17 protein-coding genes and 1 pseudogene are annotated in these 20,623 nt (G+C 65.1%); 8 read left to right on the top strand and 10 right to left on the bottom strand.

The window, feature by feature from the left end:
* Position 1: 1 nt before the first annotated feature.
* Complete coding sequence (locus QFZ36_RS18595; protein WP_306638538.1) at positions 2 to 1,255, top strand: flavin-containing monooxygenase; 1,254 nt, start codon at positions 2 to 4, stop codon at positions 1,253 to 1,255.
* Positions 1,256 to 1,334: 79 nt separating this feature from the next.
* On the opposite strand, the gene QFZ36_RS18590 is transcribed toward QFZ36_RS18595, so the two are convergent.
* Both QFZ36_RS18590 and QFZ36_RS18585 read right to left on the bottom strand, forming a co-directional pair.
* Positions 1,335 to 2,777, bottom strand: a complete 1,443-nt coding sequence (locus tag QFZ36_RS18590; protein ID WP_306638537.1) for an SLC13 family permease — start codon at positions 2,775 to 2,777, stop codon at positions 1,335 to 1,337.
* Between the two features lie 12 nt (positions 2,778 to 2,789).
* Entirely contained in the window at positions 2,790 to 3,908 is a 1,119-nt protein-coding gene (locus tag QFZ36_RS18585; RefSeq protein WP_306638536.1) for a PrpF domain-containing protein, read from the bottom strand.
* A 238-nt stretch (positions 3,909 to 4,146) separates the two neighbouring features.
* On the opposite strand from QFZ36_RS18585, the gene QFZ36_RS18580 reads away from it, so the two are divergent.
* From QFZ36_RS18580 to QFZ36_RS18550, 7 genes are all read left to right on the top strand, one after another.
* Positions 4,147 to 5,085 carry a LysR family transcriptional regulator gene (locus QFZ36_RS18580; protein ID WP_306638535.1) on the top strand — a complete coding sequence of 313 codons (939 nt, stop codon included), beginning with the start codon at positions 4,147 to 4,149 and terminating at the stop codon, positions 5,083 to 5,085.
* Positions 5,086 to 5,223: 138 nt separating this feature from the next.
* On the top strand, positions 5,224 to 6,666 hold the full coding sequence (locus QFZ36_RS18575) for a DUF3375 domain-containing protein (protein WP_306638534.1): 1,443 nt from the start codon (positions 5,224 to 5,226) through the stop codon (positions 6,664 to 6,666).
* On the top strand, positions 6,663 to 7,328 hold the full coding sequence (locus QFZ36_RS18570) for a DUF4194 domain-containing protein (protein ID WP_306638533.1): 666 nt from the start codon (positions 6,663 to 6,665) through the stop codon (positions 7,326 to 7,328). The genes QFZ36_RS18575 and QFZ36_RS18570 overlap by 4 nt, the downstream gene beginning before the upstream one ends.
* Positions 7,325 to 10,756 (top strand): ATP-binding protein, encoded by a 3,432-nt coding sequence (locus QFZ36_RS18565; RefSeq protein WP_306638531.1) that lies wholly within the window; start codon positions 7,325 to 7,327, stop codon positions 10,754 to 10,756. The genes QFZ36_RS18570 and QFZ36_RS18565 overlap by 4 nt, the downstream gene beginning before the upstream one ends.
* Positions 10,757 to 10,829: 73 nt before the next feature.
* Complete coding sequence (locus tag QFZ36_RS18560; RefSeq protein WP_306639272.1) at positions 10,830 to 12,098, top strand: Wadjet anti-phage system protein JetD domain-containing protein; 1,269 nt, start codon at positions 10,830 to 10,832, stop codon at positions 12,096 to 12,098.
* A gap of 10 nt (positions 12,099 to 12,108) precedes the next feature.
* Entirely contained in the window at positions 12,109 to 12,684 is a 576-nt protein-coding gene (locus tag QFZ36_RS18555; RefSeq protein ID WP_306638529.1) for a hypothetical protein, read from the top strand.
* A 77-nt stretch (positions 12,685 to 12,761) separates the two neighbouring features.
* Complete coding sequence (locus tag QFZ36_RS18550; RefSeq protein WP_306639271.1) at positions 12,762 to 13,328, top strand: RES family NAD+ phosphorylase; 567 nt, start codon at positions 12,762 to 12,764, stop codon at positions 13,326 to 13,328.
* Here QFZ36_RS18550 and QFZ36_RS18545 read toward each other — a convergent pair.
* The 8 genes and pseudogenes from QFZ36_RS18545 to QFZ36_RS18510 form a co-directional block, all read right to left on the bottom strand.
* Positions 13,325 to 13,657: a PRC-barrel domain-containing protein gene (locus QFZ36_RS18545; RefSeq protein WP_306638527.1), complete on the bottom strand. Its 333-nt coding sequence runs from the start codon at positions 13,655 to 13,657 to the stop codon at positions 13,325 to 13,327. The two genes, QFZ36_RS18550 and QFZ36_RS18545, sit on opposite strands and share 4 nt — an antisense overlap.
* Positions 13,644 to 14,051 (bottom strand): hypothetical protein, encoded by a 408-nt coding sequence (locus QFZ36_RS18540; RefSeq protein ID WP_306638526.1) that lies wholly within the window; start codon positions 14,049 to 14,051, stop codon positions 13,644 to 13,646. Before QFZ36_RS18540 ends, QFZ36_RS18545 begins: the two co-directional genes overlap by 14 nt.
* The gene (locus QFZ36_RS18535; protein ID WP_306638524.1) at positions 14,048 to 15,277 is read right to left on the bottom strand and encodes an Nramp family divalent metal transporter; all 1,230 of its coding nucleotides are present in this window, start codon (positions 15,275 to 15,277) and stop codon (positions 14,048 to 14,050) included. The genes QFZ36_RS18540 and QFZ36_RS18535 overlap by 4 nt, the downstream gene beginning before the upstream one ends.
* A complete protein-coding gene (locus QFZ36_RS18530) occupies positions 15,274 to 15,795 on the bottom strand; it encodes a hypothetical protein (protein ID WP_306638523.1) in 522 nt (173 codons plus the stop codon). The genes QFZ36_RS18535 and QFZ36_RS18530 overlap by 4 nt, the downstream gene beginning before the upstream one ends.
* Positions 15,796 to 15,973: 178 nt before the next feature.
* Positions 15,974 to 17,341, bottom strand: a complete 1,368-nt coding sequence (locus QFZ36_RS18525) for a right-handed parallel beta-helix repeat-containing protein (RefSeq protein ID WP_306638521.1) — start codon at positions 17,339 to 17,341, stop codon at positions 15,974 to 15,976.
* Between the two features lie 41 nt (positions 17,342 to 17,382).
* Positions 17,383 to 17,900, bottom strand: a pseudogene (locus QFZ36_RS18520) (PfkB family carbohydrate kinase).
* Between the two features lie 44 nt (positions 17,901 to 17,944).
* A complete protein-coding gene (locus QFZ36_RS18515; protein WP_306638520.1) occupies positions 17,945 to 19,528 on the bottom strand; it encodes a glycoside hydrolase family 32 protein in 1,584 nt (527 codons plus the stop codon).
* Between the two features lie 38 nt (positions 19,529 to 19,566).
* Positions 19,567 to 20,619: a LacI family DNA-binding transcriptional regulator gene (locus QFZ36_RS18510; RefSeq protein WP_306638518.1), complete on the bottom strand. Its 1,053-nt coding sequence runs from the start codon at positions 20,617 to 20,619 to the stop codon at positions 19,567 to 19,569.
* Positions 20,620 to 20,623: the final 4 nt, after the last annotated feature.

The raw sequence follows: 20,623 nt of genomic DNA, 5'->3' as shown, positions 1-20,623 counted from the left end.
CATGGAGAAAGCACGAAGCGTCAACACCCTGGTGATTGGCGCAGGGCAGGCGGGGCTGGCCACCAGTTACTGGCTCACGCAGCACGGCGTGGAGCACCTGCTCCTGGAGCGGCGGAGCGGGCTGGGCGGGGCCTGGCAGGACCGGTGGGACTCCTTTTACCTGAACACGCCCAACTTTTTCTGCAGGCTCCCGGGGCTCCCGTATGGCGGCTCCGAACCGGACGTTTTCATTCCCCGCGATGCCGTCATCGAGCTTTTCCGCCATTACGCCCGGCGGATCGCCGCACCGGTGCAGCTGGAGACAGAGGCTACGAGGATCAGCAGGACAGACGGCACCTTCACGGTGGAAACCACCAGCGGCCCGCTGGCCGCGGCGAATGTGGTCCTCGCGAACGGCGCGTTCCAGCACGCGCGCGTCCCCTCGGCCTCCGCGGACATCCCCGCTCACGTGCATCAGCTGCACAGCCACGACTACCGCAACCCGCGGCAGCTGCCCGATGGCGCTGTCCTGGTGGTGGGCACCGGCCAATCCGGCGGCCAGATCACCGAGGACCTGCTGGACGCCGGCCGCCAGGTGCACCTGTCCGTTTCAACCTGCCCCGAGGCCCCGCGCCGGTACCGTGGCCAGGACGTCCTCCACTGGATCCTCGAGCTGAACCTCCACGGTCCGGAGTACGGCTTCAACGGGCTCCAGGTGGAGAACCTCCCCTCCCCCGCCGGCCGTTTCCTCTGCAATCCGCTGATCTCCGGCAACGGCGGCGGACACAGCATCCACATGCGGGAGCTCGGGCGCCGCGGAGTCTGCCTGCACGGCCGCTTCGAGGGAGCGGCCGACGGCGTCCTCACCTTTAGTGACGATCTTCCCGGACGCCTGGCGCTGGTGGAGGCGGGGTTCAGCCAGCGGCTGAGGCTGGCGGACGCCTACATCCAGGCGGCTGGCATCGAGGCGCCAGCTGCCGACCCTGTCCCGGACGATCCGTGGCTTCCCGCGGAGTCCGGCGCCCGGCTGGACCTGGAGACGGAAAACATCAGGTCCATCATCTGGGCCACCGGCTACAGCCTGGACTTCAGCTTCCTGGACATCCCGGTGCTGGATGAGTGGAATTACCCGCGGCACAGCCAGGGAGTCACTGAGGTCCCCGGCCTCTACGCGGTAGGACTGCCCTGGCTGACGAGGCACGCCTCCGCGACGGTTGGCCTGGTGGGCGACGACGCCCGGTACGTGGTGGAGCACCTCGCGGGCCGGCGCGCATGAACCCGTCTTCTCAACGGCAACGGCCCCTCAGCCGAAGCGCTGACGGGCCGTTGCGGTAGGTCCAGATGGAGAGTATTGGCTACATGATGCCGGTGGGTACCAGCAGGGCCCAGGCCAAAGCCGGAGCTACCAGCACCACGCCGCCGGAGTACATCATCAGCTGCTTGTAGACGCGCTGGCGGTCGTTGTCGCGGGCGTTGGCAACCACCAGCGCGCCGTCGGTGGAGAAGGGGGAAACGTCAACCACTGTCGCGGCGATCGCCAGGGCCGCCACCGTACCCGAAGCGCTCAGCGAACTGGACGCCAAGAGAGGGCCTGCGAGCGGGATGAACGCGGTCAACAGGGCGGTGGAGGAGGCGAAGGCGGAGCCGACACCGATGACGTAGCAGAGCACCAGGGCGATCAGCAGGGGCGCACCCAGTGCCAGTGCCTGCTCGGCGAGGGTGTCGATGACGCCCACGTGCTGGAGGAGGGAGACGTAGGTGATCATGCCGGCCACGAGTAGGACGGTGGACCAGGAAATGCCGCCGATGAAGGTCTGGTGTTCTTTGATGTTCACGAATGCCAGCAAGAGGCCAGCGGCGAGGGCAACGAAGCCGATGGGCATGTGGAAGCCCAAGGTGCACACCAGCATTGCCGCGATCAGGACCAGGGTGAGGATCTGCTGGCCGTGGGGGCGGCCGGTGCTGGTGGTGTCGATGTCGGCATGCTGGCCGCCTTCGCCGTCACGCAGCTTACCCAAGAGGGCGAACAGGGCCACCGTGAGGGCGGAGAGGATGAGGTTCAGGGCGAAGCTGGCCGCGAAGAGCGAGCCCTGGTCAATGGGAAAGCCGTTCTTTACCGAGATGTCGTGCACCAGCACGCCAGCGACGGACAGTGGTGAGAAGCCGCCGGCGTGGGCGCCGTTGATAATGAACGCGCCCATCACAACGGGGTGGATGCGGGACTCGTACGCAAAGCCGAGGGCCGCGGGTGCCAGCAGGGCGACGGCGGCCGGCGAGAAGGTGCCCAGCGACGTCAGCGCGGCAGCGATCAGGAAGAAGACCCAGGGCAGCAGCATCGTCTTGCCCCGGACAAGGCGGACGCAGGTCTGGACGATGATGTTGATGGTGCCGTTCCGCTGCGCCATGCTGAAGAAGTAGGTGACGCCGATGATCGTCAGGACGATGCTGGCCGGGAATTCCTCGAGGATCTGCTTGTCGCTCATGCCGAGCATGAAGTAGCCGACTCCGAAGGACGCCACCAGCCCCATCACGCCGATGTTCAGCGGCCATTTGGTGGCGACGACGAACATCACCACGAGGATGACGAGCGGGATGATCTGTACGGCGGTCATGGTGTGCTCCGGTTCCGAGGTGGCAGCCGGGTTAAGGATGCCACCTCCCAGCACAAGGGCAGCCAGGCTCAGGAGGGTGAGGCCGGCCACCACCATGAGTAGGATACGGCGGCGGTTGGGGCGCGGTGACTGTTGGTCCCGCGTCTCTTCAACAGTGTCGGTGGGGCGTTGCGCAGTCTTAGTCATGGTGCTTACTCCTCATTGAGTGGCTCCCGCGAGGGCGGCAGCTGCTGGGCGGCCGGAAACCTCGGGGAGGTGGATGATGGTGGTGGCGATAGTGCGGGCAGTGCGGTCGACGCCAACGAGCAGGCTTCCGTTGTGCTCCTCGCTCCAGGTTTCAATCACCCCGGCGGGGGTCCGCAGCCGCAGGGTGGCCCCTACGGTTCCGCCTGTGAGGGCGTGCATAACGGTGCCCGTGGTGCGGGCGGCCAGGGTCAGGGCGATGCTGCCGGTGATGGCCAGGGCCGGGTGGGGCTTGCCCATGGAGAGCATCATGACGTTGACGTCGGAGCCGCGTTCGGCGTTGCCGGGGGCGGCCACGATGGCGAGCTTGGGGATGGCCCGGGCAGCTTCGGCGGTGGTGGGGGCCAGCCCCATCCGCACGGCTGCCTGCCGCCGGATCTGCTCCAGGGTGTCCAACTGCAGCTCCACCCCTGCCCGCCAGCTCTCGTAACGGGTTGGGTCCAGGCCCAGCTCCTCCGCGCGGACCATCACCACCGGTGCTCCGGCGTCGACCATTGATACGGTCCAGGAGGTTCCGCCGGCTGCGATGGTGTCCGTTGGGGCGCCGGTGGGAAGCAGCGCCCCGGTGGTTTTGCCGGCGGGGTCCTGGAAGCCGAGCCCTACGGGGTAGCCGGGGAACGGCACGCCGGGCATCTCCCCTTCGGGAATGCCGGGCAGGGCACCTGCAGGAGTTGGTACGCGCTGGACGATGATTTGGTTGGTGTTCGTGTTGCGGGTGACGATCCGGGTGATGTCTCCGGTGGGGACCACCCAGCCTTTCTCGATCGCGTACAGGCCCACGACGGCGGAGCCGTTTCCGCAGTTGCTGCCCCAGTCCACACCGGCTTCTTCGATGCCCACCTGGGCGAAGGTGTATTCGACGTCGATGTCCCCGCCGGCGGGCCGGTGCAGGATTATTGCTTTGCTGGTGGTGGAGGTCGCGCCGCCGACGCCGTCAATCTGGCGCGGGTCGGGACTGCCGAACAGCCGCGGCAGCAGCACATCGAGGCTGGTGCCGCCCTCCCGGAGGTGCTCTGCTTCGAACACCCAGCACTTGCTGGTACCTCCACGCATCCATTCCGCTTCGATCTTCATCGACTTCCACCTCTCCTTCGCCCCAATAACTTTTGGGGGCCTGAGAAAAGATTGAGCCAGATCACACTTTAGGACAATGTTGGATTTGTGAAGAGGAATGTAGAGTTGCTTCATTCACTGCTACCTATGGGCCATCAGATTGGCTCGAGCACCGATGAAGGCTCGTGAAGCACCGGGCCAGCTCCGGTTTCACTGGCTTCCTGCAGTGAATGAACGAAAAGCAGAGAGAGGCAAACCGATGCTTAACGAAGAGGATCAGCCGCTGTTCGATATCCGGCGGCTTGCCCTGCTCCTGGAGGTGGTGGAGCAGGGATCCATCACCGCTGCCGCCGAGCTGATGATGTATACCCCTTCGGCCGTTTCCCAGCAGTTGCGGAAGCTCGAGCAGGAGGTGGGGCAGCCCCTGCTGAACCGCCGCTCCCGCGGGGTGGTGCCCACTGAGGCCGGCCAGGTACTCGCCGGTCATGCCCGTAAGATCGTCCGGCAAATGAAGGCAGCCCAGTCCGACCTGGGCCAGATCGCCGGCCTGAAGCGCGGATCGCTGACGGTAGGCACCTTCCCCACCCTGGCCGGGTCCTTCCTGCCCATCGTCATTCGGACCTTCAAGAAGCGCTACCCTGCCATCGGCCTTTCACTGCGCAGCGCCCGCTTCGACGAGCTGGTGGGGGACCTGGAATCCGGCGTCACGGGACTGTGCCTGCTCTGGGACTACCCCTGGAACCGCTTCGAGGACGAGTCCATCCGGGTCACCGAGGTCTTCCAGGAGAGCACGGTGATCCTGGTGGCCCGCGGCCATAAGCTGGCAGGGCGGGACCAGGTCAGCATGGAGGACCTGCGCAACGAGTCGTGGATCGTCCGGGCGGAGGCCCATCCGGTGGTGGAGGTCCTGCAGCGCTCGGCCCACGACGCCGGCTTCGAACCAACCATTGGTTTCCTGGCCAATGATTACCAGGAGGCGCAGGCCATGGTGAGCGTCGGCATGGGCGTGGCCATGGTGCCGAAAACCGCCGTGTCACTCCAGCATCCCGACGTGAGGGTACTCAGCCTCGGGCCTGGCGCACCGCTGCGGCGGATACTGCTGGCGCAGCGCCAGGACAAGGTCTACGCCCCAGCTGAAGTTGCCTTCCATTCCACCCTGTTGGAAGTTGCTCGTGAGCGGGCGGGCGACTACCTCTAGTTACTGCTCCTGAAGCAGACCAGGTTGCTACGCTTTCTGTGGAGACCGTTCGCTCTGCCTCCGCGGAAATTGTCGGAGGCAACGTGTAGCTTAGGCCTCATCGGTCATCGTCACGCCTATTTCCGTCCAGAGGACCCCATGGACTACTACGCCATCAATTCCCTGCGGGAGAACCATGCAGGATGGTCACTGCTTCGTGCCCAGAACGCCCCGCTGGCCCTGACCTTCTTCATGGCGGCATTCACCGGCCCTAACCAGCGGAACCTGGGCCGGCAGGAACTTATTGATGTGCTGGATGACGTGCTGTTCGGGCTGCGGGACAATGACGGCCAGGACAAGTTCCCCCGCCCCACCGGAGAATACCTCGATGACTGGGCGGCGGACGGCCGCAAATGGCTGCGGAAGTACTACGTCCCGGGTGTGGACGAGCCCCACTACGACTTAACCGCAGCCGCCGAGGACGTAATCCGCTGGGTGGAGAACCTGCGCGGACGGGATTTCGTGGCCACGCAGTCCAGGCTCACCAGCATCTTCGCGGTCCTGAAACAGCTGGTCCAGCAGTCCGAGACGGACCCGGAAGTCCGGCTCGCGGAGCTGCAGCGGCAGCGGGACGGGATCGACGCCGAGATGCAGCGGATCCGTGACGGCAACATCCGCGTCATGACCGGCCCGGAAGCGCTGGACCACCTCCAGCAATTGACCGCCCTGGCCAGGGACCTACTGTCCGATTTCCGCGAAGTCGAACAGAACTTCCGCAAGCTGGACCGCCAGGTCCGGGAGCAGATCGCCACCTGGGACGGAACCCAGGGCGAACTCCTCGAATCGATCTTCACCAACCAGCAGGACATCAGCAGCTCCCTGCAGGGCCGCACGTTCCAGGGCTTCTGGGATTACCTGATGTCCCCGCAGCTGCGCAGCGAACTGCAGGACCTGCTCCAGCGGGCCACCCGGATCGAGGCATTGGCAAAAACCGACAGCCTGGACGCCGTGGCGAACCTGCACCAGGACTGGCTTCCCGCTGTGGAGCAGACGCAGGCCACGGTCCGCCAGCTGTCCCAGCAGATGCGCCGGCTTCTCGATGACAAGGTGTTCCTGGAAAACAAGCGCATCATGCAGCTGATCCGCAGCGTCGAATCGGGCACCCTTGCCACCAGGGAGGCACCGCCGTCGGGCGTCTTCATGGAGATTGACGCACCGTCCGTGGACGTGGTGCTGCCGTTCGAGCGGCCGCTGTACGAGCCCAGCCGGAAGGTGATGGTGGACGACTTGATCGAAACAGCCGACGACGGCGATGTTGACGCCGCCGCCCTGTTCAACCAGTTCCATGTGGACAAGGAACGCCTGAAGGCCAACATCGACGCCGTCCTCGCCGAGGCGGACCAGGCCACCCTTGCCGACCTCACGGCCGCCTACCCGCTCTCCCAGGGCCTGGCGGAAATCGTCGGCTACTTCCAGCTGGCCACAGAATCCGATTGGGCCACCATCAATCCGGCGCGGTCCCAGCACCTCTCCTGGCAACTGGCGGACGGAAGCGTCCGCGAAGCCACCGTTGAACAGATCATCTTCGGAAGGCCGGCATGAACCCCTCCAACCCAGCCAGCACGGATACCGAAGCCCGCACGCACGAGGAACTTCCCGCCGTCGTCACCCGCCTCTTCAAAGGCGTCCTCTACGCAGAAAACGACGAGAAAGTCTGGCAGTCCCTGCTCGGCCTGACCTCACACGTGCGCGATTACGTTTCCGTGCTGGGCCTTGACCTGATCCTGGACGAATCGGAAGGCTACGCGTTCCTCCGGTCACGTGAAGATCCGGACGGCACCCTGCCGCGGCTCATCGCCCGCCGGACCCTGACCTTCAACGTCAGCCTGCTGCTGGCACTGCTGCGCGGCCGCATGCTGGAGTTCGACACCAACAGCAGCGAACTCCGGCTCATCATGACCGGGCAGGACATCGCCGACATGGTTTCGGTGTTCCTGCCGGAATCCAGCAACGAAGCGAAGATCCTGGACAGGCTGGGAGCGGACATCAAGAAAGTGCAGGAGCTCGGTTTCCTGCGCAAGCTCACAGGGCAGGCGGACACCTATGAGGTGGCGCGCATCCTCAAGGCATACGTGGACGCGCAGTGGCTCGAAGAGTTCGACGCGCGGTTGGCCGACTACCGGGCGACGCTCGCCGGAGAGCCGCCCGCCGCAGAACGGGTCGCTGGAGAGCGCCGGGCCGAGGCACAGGAGGAGGAAAAATGACAGCAGACCTTGAAACGGACTTCCAGGACAGCCTGTTCAGCCTCGATGACGCGGCGGCGAGCGGCGGCACTCCCCCTGGCTTCCGGCTGCACCGCCTCGAGCTGCTCAACTGGGGCACGTTCCACCAGGGGGTGCGGACGTTCCTGCTGGACGGGGCGAACAGCCTGCTCACCGGCGACATCGGCTCCGGCAAGTCCACGGTGGTGGACGCGATCACCACGCTGCTGCTGCCCGCACACAAGATCGAGTACAACAAGGCCGCCGGGGCGCAGAAAAAAGAACGCTCCCTGATGTCCTACGTCAGGGGCTTCCACAAAAGCGCCCGGAGCACCGGCGGCGAGTACTCCAGGCCGGTGGCCCTGCGCGGAACCGGGCAGCTGACCGTGGTTCTCGGGATCTTCCACAATGCTGTCCTGGGCAAGTCCGTCACGCTGGCCATCACGCTGTGGGCCACCCAGGAGGCCGGGACGCCCAACAGGTTCTACTCCCTGGCGGAAGCGGACCAGTCGATTGCCGCGGACTTCGCCAACTTCGGCCAGGACCCGATGAAGCTGAAGAAGAAGCTCCGGGCCGCCGGCGTGTCTGTCCATGACAGCTTCGATCCCTACGCAGCGGCCTTCAAACGGCAGTTCGGCATCAGCGGCAACCAGGCAATGGAGCTGTTCCACCGTACGGTGTCCATGAAGCAGGTCGAGAACATCACCTCCTTCGTGCGCACCAACATGCTGGAGGATGACGACGTCGGCGAGCGCATAGCCAAGCTGATCAGCCACTTCGACGACCTGAAGAAAGCCCATGACGCCGTCCTGCGCGCCAAGGACCAGATCACCTTGCTGACGCCGATCAAGTCCGGCGCGGACCAGCACGCGAAGCTCAGCGCCGACGACGAACTGGCCCGGCGGCAGCGCGACCAGCTGCATCCCTGGTTCACCGACCGGAAGCTGCAGCTCAGCCTGGAGCACCAGGCCGAGCTGGAGCGGACGGGCCTGCGGCTGCAGGAAGACTCCGCCCGGCTCGGCGGCGAAATCAAGCAGCGGCGCCGGGACCTCGCCGGATTGGAGCAGGACATCCGCACCAACGGGGGCGGCCGGCTGACCGCGATCGAGGCCGAGCTGTCCGCCCTCGAAGCCAAGTCCGCCGAACAGCGGCAGCGGTTTGAGGCTTATTCCGCCGCGGCGGCCGGCCTGGGCCTGCAGATTCCCGAGGACCGCGTCCTGTTCGATGCCAACCGGGCAAGGCTCACAGAGGTGGAACAGGACCTGGCACGCCGGTCCGGTGCTCTGCAGGAGGACCGCACAGCACTGTCCATCCAGCAGTCCGAGCGCAAGGCCAAGGCTGCGGACATCGCCGCCGAACTCACCAGCCTGCAGGCCCGGCGGAACCTGATCCCGCTCCCCCAACTGGACATCCGCCGCCGGCTTGGCGAAGGAACAGCGATCAATGAAACCGAGCTGCCCTATGTGGGTGAGCTGCTCAAGGTACGCGACGGCGAATCGGCCTGGGAGGGTGCCGCCGAACGGACCCTGCACGGTTTCGCCCTCTCACTCCTGGTCCCCGCGGAGCACTACGCCGCCGTCAGCGCCTGGGTGGACGCCAACAATCTGCGCGGCAGGCTGGTGTACCTGCGGATCGGGGATTTCGGTTTCGACGGGCTCAACCACCGGCAACCTGAGCCGGGAACTCTGGCAGCAAAGATCGCCATTAAGCAGGGGACGCCCTTCAGGGAATTCCTGCAGGACGAACTCAACAACCGGTTCGACTACTTCTGCTGCGACAACCTGGCTGACTTCCGCCGCTACCCCAAGGCACTGACCGTGAACGGCCAGCTTAAAGGCGGGCGGGGCAGGCACGAGAAAGACGACCGCAAGGACCTGGCGGACCGGCGCAACTACGTGCTGGGCTGGGACAACCACGACAAAATCGCCCGGTTCCGCGCCGAACAGGACGAGGTCCAGGGCCAGCTCAAGGTGATTGCCGGCCAGCTGGACAAGGTCAATGCAGAACTGGGGGCGCTGGGCCGGTACAACCAGCAGCTGGGGACCGTCCGCTCAGTGGCAGAGTTCGGCGGGATCAGCTGGCAAGCAACTGCCCGCAGCATCGAGGACCTGAAAGCGGAGAAGCGCGCGCTGGAGACCACCAGCGACGTCCTGCAGCAGCTCATGGCGAAGAAGGCCGAGGTGGGTGCCCAGCTGGAACGGCTGGAGGACAAAGCCGGGAAGCTGCAGCAGCGGCTGGGCGCCAACGAGAAGGATGCCGGGGACATCGCCGAGGCCATCGGGGAGTGCCGGGGCATCCTGGCGGAGACCCCGGTGACGGACGACGCCGCGGTGCTGGCCGCCGTCGAACGCCTCACCGATGCGGCACTCGGCGAGAAACCGCTGACGTACCGGAACACAGGCACCGTGGAGAGCACAGTCCGTTCGGGGCTGACGGACACCATCGACGCCCTGTCCAAGCGGATCGCCCGGGCGGCAGAGGGCACCATCCGGCAGATGGCGGACTTCCGCAACAAGTACCCGAACGAAACCACTGACTTCGACGCGTCACTGGAGGCCGCTGCAGACTACAACCGGCTCCTTGAACAGCTGGTGGGCAATGATCTGCCCCGGTTCGAGGACCAGTTCAAGAACCTGCTGAACCAGAACACCATCCGCGAGGTGGTGGCGTTCAATGCGTTCCTGGACAGCCGGCGGCAGAACATCGTGGCCCGGATCGGCGAGATCAACGAGTCGCTGGCGGGGATTCCGTACAACACCGGCCGTCATATCCAGCTCGAGCACCAGGCCACCTCCGACCAGGACGTGCGCGAGTTCGGCAGCGACCTGCGGGGATGCTCGGAGGGGACCATCGGCGATGAGGACCAGTACTCGGAGCAGAAGTACCTGCAGGTGGAGCGGCTGATCGACCGGTTCCGGGGCCGCGAAGGGCTCACCGACCTGGACCGGAAGTGGACCGCCAAGGTCACCGATGTGCGGAACTGGTTTACCTTCTCTGCCTCCGAGAAATGGACCGAAACCGGCGAGGAGTACGAGCACTTCACGGACTCCGGCGGCAAGTCCGGTGGCCAGAAAGAGAAGCTCGCCTACACCATCCTCGCCGCGGCCCTGGCGTTCCAGTTCGGGCTGGGATCCGGCAAGGGTGCGGGCAGGAATGCCGGCAGCGGCCGGAGTTTCCGGTTCGTGGTGATTGACGAGGCGTTCGGCCGCGGCTCCGACGAATCGGCGCGGTACGGGCTCGAGCTGTTCCAGCGGATGAAGCTGCAGCTGCTGATCGTCACACCCCTGCAGAAAATTCACGTGATAGAGCCGTTCGTTTCGCATGTGGGGTTCGTGGCCAACACCAACGGCGACGATTCCCAGCTGCGCAACATGACCATCCAGGAATACCGTGACGAGAAGGACCGGCACGAAAAGGACCGGAGTGGCTAAGCGGCGTCCCGAGGGCCCCGAACCGGGCTTGCGAGCTTTGGGAAGGGACTCCCGCGCTGAGTCCTAGACCACGCTGGCTGACCTGCGGGCGCTCTCGCTGAAAGCGTGGAACAGCGGCTCGCTCCTCCGCGAACTGCTGGATCCCGCCGGCGCCTACCCCCGCCGTCGTGCCCTGAAACGTCCGACGGCGTCAGCCCTCTTGCGCGATTATGCTGCGGCCCGTGTGTGGGCGGCCGAGTTGTTTGCCGCCGTGGGTCCCTTCACTTTGGAGACGGCCGAGGTGGGCCGCAACACGATCGGTTCGAACCAGTTGCCTGCGGCGGCGGTGTTCGCATCGGCGGAGGATGAAATCGCCTTTGCGGGCAGGGCGAAAGATGCCGCCCGCTTCGTGGAGCTGGCCGAAGGACTGTCGGGGCTGGACCCGGCCTTCCGCGCGTGGGCGCTCCGGCGGCCGCTGAAGCTGGTGGAACTCGGCGCCGACGCTTTGACTGCTGCCCGTGTTGCCCTCTGGCTGCGGGATAACCCGGAGCCGGGGGTGTACGTCCGGCAGCTCAGCCTGCCGGGGGTGCATACCAAGTTCGTCGAAACCCACCGGCGGGTTATCGACGAACTGGCAGAGGCACTCTCTGCACCGTCAGCAGGCAACAGCTCCAACGGCGATGAACAGCTGGACGATCAGGTTGATCCTGGTTCGCTGCTGGGGCAACCAGCACGGACTCCTGCCGCCCGTTTCGCAACACGGCACGGGTTCCTGCATCCACCCGAACTCGTCAGATTCCGGTCGCTGGATCCAAGCCTGCCGCTGCTGGGCCAGGCGCGGGACCTGACGGTCACCGCCGAGGCCTTCGGCAGCCTGGAACTGCCTGTCAGAAGAGTGGTGATCACCGAGAACCTGGTCAATTTCCTGGCCCTCCCCGAGCACGCGGACACGCTGGTGATCTACGGTGCAGGTTACGGCTTCTCCTCATTGCGGGATGCGGCATGGCTGCGGAATTGTGAGGTCTTGTACTGGGGCGATCTGGACACGCACGGTTTCCAGATTCTTGACCAGCTTCGGGCGGTACACCCACATGTGGTGAGCCTGATGATGGATGAGGCAACGCTGTTGGCGCACCGTGATGCGTGGGGCAGGGAGCCTGCGCCGTCCAAGGCGGCGCTGAACCGGTTGACGGCGGATGAGTCGGCAGTTTACGGAGGGCTCGTAAACGATGCGTACGGTCCCGCGGTCCGCCTCGAGCAGGAGCTGATCCGGTGGGACTGGGCAGTGCCGAGACTGGAGATATCCTTTCCGCCCCACGATCTGGACGTTACAATAGGAGCGTCAGAAACGTCTCCGAGGTAGGAAGCTGACCGTGGTCACCACCCAGCATCGGATCTCCGGCCGAGCACATCACTCGCCAGAAATGCCGGCCCTGCGCGCATCGGAGGAGGCCCCGAGCCTCGCGGAAGCCCTGGAAAATGTTCAGCGCAGCATTCGTGCCCTTGGTCCGGCCATGGCTGCCAACCCCGCTCCTGCCTCGCCGCAGTTGGCCCGCAGCCTTCAAGCGGCCGAGAATGTGTGGCGACGCATTGGCGCGGAGTTCGGGTTGTTTTCCAGTGTCGAAGTCGGCGCCATCCTCGGGGCCAGGAAGCCGAACCGGAATGCCGCTTCGGAGAAGCGGTCCGCCGGCCAACTCATAGGCATCTTGCGGGGCAACTCCTACCGCTACCCTGGTTTTCAGTTTGACCGGGAGCGCGGCGAGATCCTTCCGGTTATTTCGAGGCTTATCACTTTGGCCCGGGAAAATGGCCGATCCGATGAAGACTTGGTCCACTGGTTGATTTCCCCGAGTTCCTACTTCCAGGAGGCCCACCGCCCTGTGGACTTTATCCGGGAGGAAGACCTTCTCCTTGCTGCCGCCAAAGACCAGTTCGAGGCATCTTGGTGACAGCGGGCAATTCGGAGACACCAGATCCTCCGAACCCCTTCCGGCCGCGGGAGATCGCGTTAGCTGCCGGAACACGGATGCACCGGGTTTACGACAATCGATATGCCACATTGGAATTCAATCCAGGGCCGAAGGGGGCCGGCCGCTTCCACTTCTTTGGAGAACCCACGGTTCCAGTGCTCTACGCTGCCGAGACGAAGGAAGCGGCCGTGGCTGAAACCCTCCTGCGGAATATCCCTGTTGCTGGAGGCTTGCTTGCGTATGGCGACTACAAGTCGAAGGTCATGGCCGCTTTCACCAGCCGGAGGGAGATTCGGCTGGCCTCATTCTTGGGATCCGGCTTACGGACCCTGCGCGTGGAAGCACGCCAGCTCACGGATACACCTGGTGAGTCCTACCCACAAACCAGGAAGTGGGCCGAAGCTGCGCACGGTGCCGGATATGAAGGAATCGCGTGGATGTCGAGAAGGAACAACAGCGACCGGGCATACATGTTCTTCGGCGACCGTCTCACGTCCGGTGATTTCGAGGTAGTCCCCGGCAGTGGACGAATTTTTGCTCTTGGCCCCGGCCATGACTGGCTGATAGACCTCTGCAGTCCGATGCATATTGACGTGATGCCGGTGCCTGCCCTGTCACCCTAATCCAGCGCGGGCGAGTATGCGGCGAACCCTTCCCTCAGCCGGACACCCTGCGCACCGATCATCGCGACGTCTTCCCACAGCACCAGGAATGAGCCCCGGTGCCGCCACCTCAGCAGAGCGGGCAGCGGCCACGGCTGCCGCAGTTCGGTCCGCTCGTAGCCTAGGAACGAGGACGCACTGTGCGGACTGACCACCAGCCCCATCAGGCGCGCCTCGGCCAGAAGCTGCCGCGGGGCACCGTCCACCACGAACCGCGCGTCGGCCACCCTGCCCAGCCGCGTGCCGCCGTCGTTATAAACAGGAACGCCCAGGAGGTCACCGAGGATCATGGCGGCCTCCCGGGATGCGGGCGATGACCTTGTCCCGGATCCAGCGCTCCACCCAGGTGGCGTCGAGGTTCCCGCTGCCGACGCCGAGGCGGACTACAACGCCCACCTCGGCAACGTCCTTCCACGGGATGCGGATTAGCCGGGACGACGGCGGCCTGCCGCCGAATATGCGCGTCCCCAGCACCGGGCCGGTCAACAGCGCGGTCAGGACGGGGGCCGGCGTCCCCGGCGCCAGCTCCACATCCAGGGCAGGCCCGCTCAGCTCGAGGTCGTCCACGGTGGTGACCGGGACGCCGTCGTTATCCATGACCTGCCGGTCCAGCAGGTGCAGCTGCGCATCCAGGAGGCGTCCTGCCAGCGGAGGTGGCGGCGTGAGTGCCCGCATGGCGTTCATGATCCGGCTCCTGTCACGATCATGAGGGGTATTGCTGCCAGGGAGGCCACCAGGATGATCACCAGGTAGGCCATGGCCAGCACGTTGACCGGGCGGCCGTTGACGTGCCGGCCCATGTATTGCGGATCGTTGGCCACGATGAGGATGGGCAAGTACGTGAGCGGAAGGGCGATCGCGGAGAACACCACGGAGTATTCGGTCACCAGCACCGGGTCCACGCCGGTGGCCAGGACCGCCAGTCCGATGAACAGGCAGATGATCATGGCCAGGTGGAAACGGGCGGCCTGGGCTGGGCGGCGGAACTTGCCCCAGGACCAGCCGAAGAACTGGGCCAGCGTATAGCCGCTGGAGAGGGTGGTCTCCAGGGCCGCGCCGAAGGTGGCCGCCACGAGGCCCACCAGCACAAACGCCAGCCCCACCTTCCCCGCGCCCTCCGCGACCGGGAGGATCACCTGGGAAAGGGACGTCACGGCGATCCCGGCGGGCAGAAGCACCACCGCGGCGCAGCCGGCGATCGCCACGGACAACAGGCCGCCCAGCGGGAAGCCGACCAGGACGTTGATCCTGGACTGGACCAGGTCCTTGATGGACCAGCCTTCCTCCACCGCTCCGGAGGAGAAGAAGAACACCTCGTAGGGCGTCATGGCCGCGCCGAACAGGGCGATGGCGTAATACCAGTAGGTGGGCGCGGTTTCCTCGGCCGGCACGGCGGGGGCCAGGGCCTGCCCGGCGAGGTTTCCCCAGTCCGGTTTGAGCAGGAACAGCGCCACGGCAAACACGATCAGGGCCAGTCCCAGCAGCCCGGTGACGTTCTCCATGACGGAAAACTTGACCCGCCACACCACCAGCCAGACCGCGAGCGCGGCCACCGGGATCCACAGCAGGTAGTGCACGCTGCTGGCCAGCTGGAGCGCCAGGGCCACCCCGCCGATTTCCGCCGTTACCGTCATTAGGTTGATGAGGAAGGAGGCGGACAGGTTGGCCAGTCCTGCCCGCGCCCCGAGACGTTCGCGGATCACCTCGAACGTTGCCCGGCCTGATGCCGCGGCCACCCGCCCGGACATATTGGCGAACAGGCAGATGCCCACCACGCCCACGCCCACCACCCACACCAGCGAGAGTCCAAAGCGGGAACCGACGACGGCGTTGGTCACCAGGTCGCCGATGTCCACGAATCCGCCGATCGCCGTCAGCACACCGAGCGCGACGCCGAGGAGCCGCTTCACTTTCCGCCGTCCTTTGCACTCAGCTGGGACAGGCGGTCCGCCGCTTCGGACAGCTGCTGGCCGCCGTCGGACAGGGACGGGGCGCCGTCGGACAGGGACGGGCCGCCGTCACCGCCGTTTACGGCGTCGCGGGCGGTGGTGAGGCTGGAGGTGCAGGCGTCCAGGACGCTGAGTGCCTCCTGGACCGATTGCCGGTCCTCTTCGCTTGCGGGCGAGAGTTTCAGCACTGAATTCCGGCTGGTTGCCAGCTCCTTGAGTGCGTCGTCCAGGGCAGTGGACGTGGCCGCACCGGTCAGCTTGCCCGCGGCATCTAGGCTCAGGGCAAGCCGGGCCGTGGCGATGGCAGATGCGCTGTCCTCGACTGCTGTGGAGAGGGTGCTGCCGGTCCCGCTGCAGCCGGTAAGTACAGCGAGCGCGCCGAGCCCGGCGGCGAGGCAGGCGGCCAGCCCTGGGCGGGGCCGTCGATCTATGCGGGGCAGCTTTATGGTTGGCCCGATCGGCGCTGGTCTTCCCAGCACTGCGCCTCCAGCCTCCGGGCGAGCCCGGGTGGTCTTGAACGCCCCTCAGCAAACCGCCGCAAATTTGGTTGCCTTAGGTCAGGTATAGCACTCAGGCACTGGTTTGTGGATGGCCGGGCAGGACGTTTTCGCAGGTGGCAGCGGGGTTGCCGGTACGGCGCTCGAAGCGGCGATCGCCTTAGTGCGCTGCAGGCACCTGTGCTGTCTCCAAACCGACCGTGGGGGTGGCCCTCAAGGCGTTAACAGCCCTGTCCGCGACCACCTGGGCGTCACTGCCGGAATCAAGGATCGTGTTCCGGACCGATTCGGAATCCACCATGACGGCCGTGACGGCGAGGGCGTCCGAGGCCCCGGTGGTCAGCAGGGCGTCCACCTGGGCTTCGAAGCAGGAATCGCTTGACGAGGAGTCAACATTCATGGCCACCACGTGGTTGTTGGAGACGAAGTTACCTGCCCCCGCCATCAGCCGGATGATGACCGGCTTTGCACCTGCCGGCCGGATGCTCTGGGAGTCGATGACCTCGGAGAAGTGGTTGCCGATGACCGAGTTGTTGCCGCCGCTGACGCAGAGAAGGCCGGTGAGGTCGTCCAGTCCGTTGTCCACTCCCAGGAAGGGCGTCCAGGGCTCATGGTCACGCAGGAAGTGGTTCGTGGCTACCAGGTTTTCCGAACTGTTCGCTGTGAGCATCACCATCCCGGGGTAGAACGAATGCAAACGGTTGTTGGTGACGCTGGAACGGGTGACGCCCTCGAGATGGACGCTGCTGGCACCACGGGGAAAGACGTTGTTCGCGGTGATCAGCAGGCCGCCATGGTTCTGGGCGTAGATCGAGTGGCCCTTGAAGCCTGCTCCCACCAGGTTGTCAGTGATTTTGGATGCCTGGCCCCACCCGCGGAGCTCGATGCAGCTCCCGCATTCGGCGATGAAGTTGCCGTGGATGGACAGCGCGTCTGCATGGTAGATGGTGAGGGCGTTTTCCAGGTAGACGAACCCCATGCCGGTCACGCGGAAGGAGTCATTGGCGCTCGCCACATAGATGCCGGTCTTCCCGTTGACGTAGGTGTTCTCCGCAGGCAAACCCGAGCCGTCCGGTCTGAAGTGCAAGCCGTCGATGCAGAAGTTGGAGAACTCCACCGAGCTGATCCGAGGGCTCCCACTCCGCTCAACGTAGAAGGCGGCTCCCTTGGATTCCTCCGCGTCTTCGTCGAGGGGGATGTCGACGATAATGCGGCTCCCCCCTGGCCACAGCTCATGCAGGTCGGGCCATTCGTCTTCGGGCACGTTGAAGCGGATACTCGACGACGTAAAGCCGTGTCCCGAGCCCTCGATCCGGAGGAAGCTGACGTCGATCATTACCTGCGTACGGAGGTGGTAGTCCCCAGGCGGAATGTAGATCACCGCACCCGGCTTTCCGCCGTCGCTCACATCGGTGGCGGCCTGCCGTTCCTTGACGTCAGCGATGATGCTGTTGATGACTTCACCGACGTCCTCGTACGGATTGCCGACGGGCCACGTCGTCACGTCGTAGCAGTTGTTGCTTGCCATGGGTTTTTCCCTTTCGTTGTCGGAAGTCGCTGCAACAGTGTTCACTGGGCCACCGGCTGATGCTCAGGGAGTTCCGCCCGGAGTTCCTCTGATGTTGGAGGGTGCGCGCCCGGGCGGCGCACCGTGATCGCGGCTGCTTTGGATGCCATGCGGCCCAGCGACTCCAGCACGGACGGTGCCAGCCCATCCGCTCCGCGCATCAGGAGTCCGTAGATCAAGGCAGAAATATACGACTCGCCGGCCCCGATGGTGTCCACCACAGCAGACCTAATCGGGGGAACGGCTACCTGCGCGCAGTGGGTTGTGAGCAAGGATCCCTCCGCTCCCCTGGTGAAAGGTGCTTCTCGATAGCGGCGGCATGGTGGTCGTCTCCGATCGACGTCAACAATGCGGTGTCCGCACCCAGCCGCCCAAGCCCGTAGGCAACGTTAGCGGGTGATCCGCCGGGGTGCTCCACAGTCCCTCGGGGAGAGACCACGATGTCCACGAGTGCTTCACCCACAACGAGGACATCAATGCCCGGCTTGGGATCATCGCCGGTGTGCTGGAGTGTTGCCATTTGTGGACCTTTCCTGGAGTCAAGCACGTTGGATACAACCGGGATTAAGTGAGTGTTGAGACGGAGAGCTTCAGTACTGTTGCTGGGCCGCCCTCGGCCGACAGCCAGTTCTCCCGGTTTTCGGCTTCGGGGAAGATGAGGTCAGTCAGGACCACCTTGCCGCCCTGTGCGAATACCTCGACCGAGCAATGGTCGACGACGATCTGCAGCTTGAGCACGCCGTCCTCAAGGACCAGCGGGGCCGACTCCAGGGAAGGAAACTTTTCGTGGAAGCCCGTGATGCCTGAGCGCCTGCGATCCAGGGTGAGCTGGGCGCTGGCGGCGTTGTAGCTCAGAACGGTGCCCTCGCTCCCGTCGCCACCTCCGAACAGCCGGAAATCGACACGGTCGGCGCGTCCGGGCAGGATCTCCGCCTCGATAACGTGAGCACTGCCGCGTACGGCATCCGGCAATCGGCAGGCTGAATCTCGCAGCTCAAAAGTGTCCGCGTTCATCTGGTTCTTGCTGGTAGGCACCACTCCCCTTGCGCCCGGAGCGGCCAGGACCGGTTGCTGGATCAGACGGGCGGAGCCGTTGACTGCCGTGAGGCGCAGTTCCCTGGCGAGGGTCATCGAGGACCGCCAGGGGGCGGTGGGCAGCTGGTTGGCGTAGTCCCAGTTGTTCATCCAGCCAATGATGATGCGCCGGCCATCCGGGGCATCGGTGAAGGATACTGAGGCGTAGCAGTCGCGTCCCCAGTCCAGCCACAGGCATTGCTGCAACGCTGCCGAGCGCATCTCGGGGTCGGGGAAAGAGCTCAGCCCGGCAGGCGCCACGAGTGAACCAGGCTCCGGGACGAACCGGACGCCGTCGAAATCCCCCACGAAGTACTGGCCGCCGGACCCTCCTGCCACGGCGCCCGGATTGACGTTGACGATCAGTACCCATTTGATGTGGTTCGGGTCCCCGTCCACTTCCAGGGGAAAGAGATCCGGGCACTCCCATTCACCGGCGTCGGCGTTGGCCGGGCCAAAGTCGCTGAGGAACTCCCAGGTCTTGAGATCTTCCGAACGATAGAGGACCACGCTTTGGTGCTGCGCCTCGACGGCGACCATCACCCAGTAGTCGCCAGCGTCCCCCTGATAGCGGAAGACTTTGGGATCCCGGAAGTGCGCGGAGTTCCGGGTGAGGACAGGGTTTCCGTCGTACTTTTGCCACGTCAACCCGCCGTCGGTGCTGTAGGCCAGGGACTGGGCCTGGGTGCCGCGGTGTTCGGACGCGGCTTTATAGGCACTGGTGTAAATGGCTACGAGGGCAGGTGCGCCCGCCGTCCCGAAACCGGACGTGTTTCCCTGGTCCACCACCACGCTGCCGGAGAAGATGTCCTCTGCCTCGTCGCAGGCAATGGCAACAGGGTGTTCCGTCCAGTGCAGCAAATCGCGGGAAGTGGCGTGCCCCCAGGACATGTTGCCCCAGACATTGCCGAACGGGTTGTTCTGGAAGAAGAGGTGGTAGAGGCCGTCGTGGAAAACCAGGCCGTTGGGATCGTTCAGCCAGGTGTCCCTTGCCGTGAAGTGGATGGCAGGCCGGAAGCCGGAGGTTGCCGCCGGGGCTGTTTCCGGGCGTGCGGCATCAAGGTAACTGGACATGTGGTGCGTTCCTCTGGGGAAGTGGAAGGGGTGGCTGCCTAGTCCCGGGGAGCCGCGATGGAATCGCGGGTCACGAGGGGGCAGCTCAGAATGGTCGGGTGAAGTGCCATGAGGGTAAGGTCGGTCTTTCCCTCGATGGCGTCGATCAGGTGCTCGGTGGCCCAGGCACCCATCTCGTAATGCGGCAGGGCCACGGTGCTGAGGCCCGGGTGAAGGTTGGCGGCGATCAGTTCCTGGTCATCGAAGCCGACGATTGAAAGGTCAGCAGGGATGGTGAGTCCCAACTCGGCAGCGGCACGGTAGGCTCCCATCGCCATCCGGTCGTTGTAGCAGAACAATGCCGTAGGCATATCGGCGCGGTCCTCGCGTGCCAGGATCCGCCGGGCCGCTTCATAGCCGCCGTGCACCTCGGAGACCTCCGACTCGACAGGTGCCGCGCCGCCGTCGAGCCCTGCTTCAGTCAGCGTGGCCCGGAAGGCCTGGAGCCGCTGATGGGTTGCGGGGACGTCATCGGTGTTGTTGATGAAGCCGATCCGCCGGTGCCCGGCCGCGAGCAAAGCTTCCACGGCGGCGCGTGCGCCGCCTTCTTCATCCGGGATCACGGCAGTGATGTTTCCGCCGGCGGCCACCGAGTCGACCAGGACGGCGGGCACGCTGCCGAGATTGGCCGGCAGCTCCACGTTGCGGTGGTACATGGTGGCGTAGAGGATTCCGTCCACCCGGCGTTCCAGGAGGGCATCGACGTCGTCCCGCCGGGATTCAAGGCTGGCTGAACCGGACGTGTTGATGATCATGAGGTTGTACCCCCGGGCTTTGGCAGCCTCCTCGGCGCCGAGGATGATCCGGCCGGCGTGGGGCGTGGTGGCGATGTCCTCGCTGACCAGGCCCAGCATGCCGGTCCTCTGGGTGCGGAGGGCCTGGGCCAGGCGGTTTGGCCCATAACCAAGTTGTTCCGCTGCGGACCGGACCTTGTCCCTGGTTTCAGGGCTGATCCGTGCATAGGCCACCTCATTGAGGACATGGGAAACAGTTGTCACGGACACGCCGGCAGCGGTGGCCACGTCCTTGATACCGATGTTCTTGTTGCTCATCTGT

The sequence above is a fragment of the Pseudarthrobacter siccitolerans genome (assembly GCF_030823375.1).
GTDB classification, from domain to species: Bacteria; Actinomycetota; Actinomycetes; order Actinomycetales; family Micrococcaceae; genus Arthrobacter; species Arthrobacter siccitolerans_A.
Note: the sequence above shows the minus strand (reverse complement) of the source record. Positions and strands in the feature narration are given on the sequence as shown.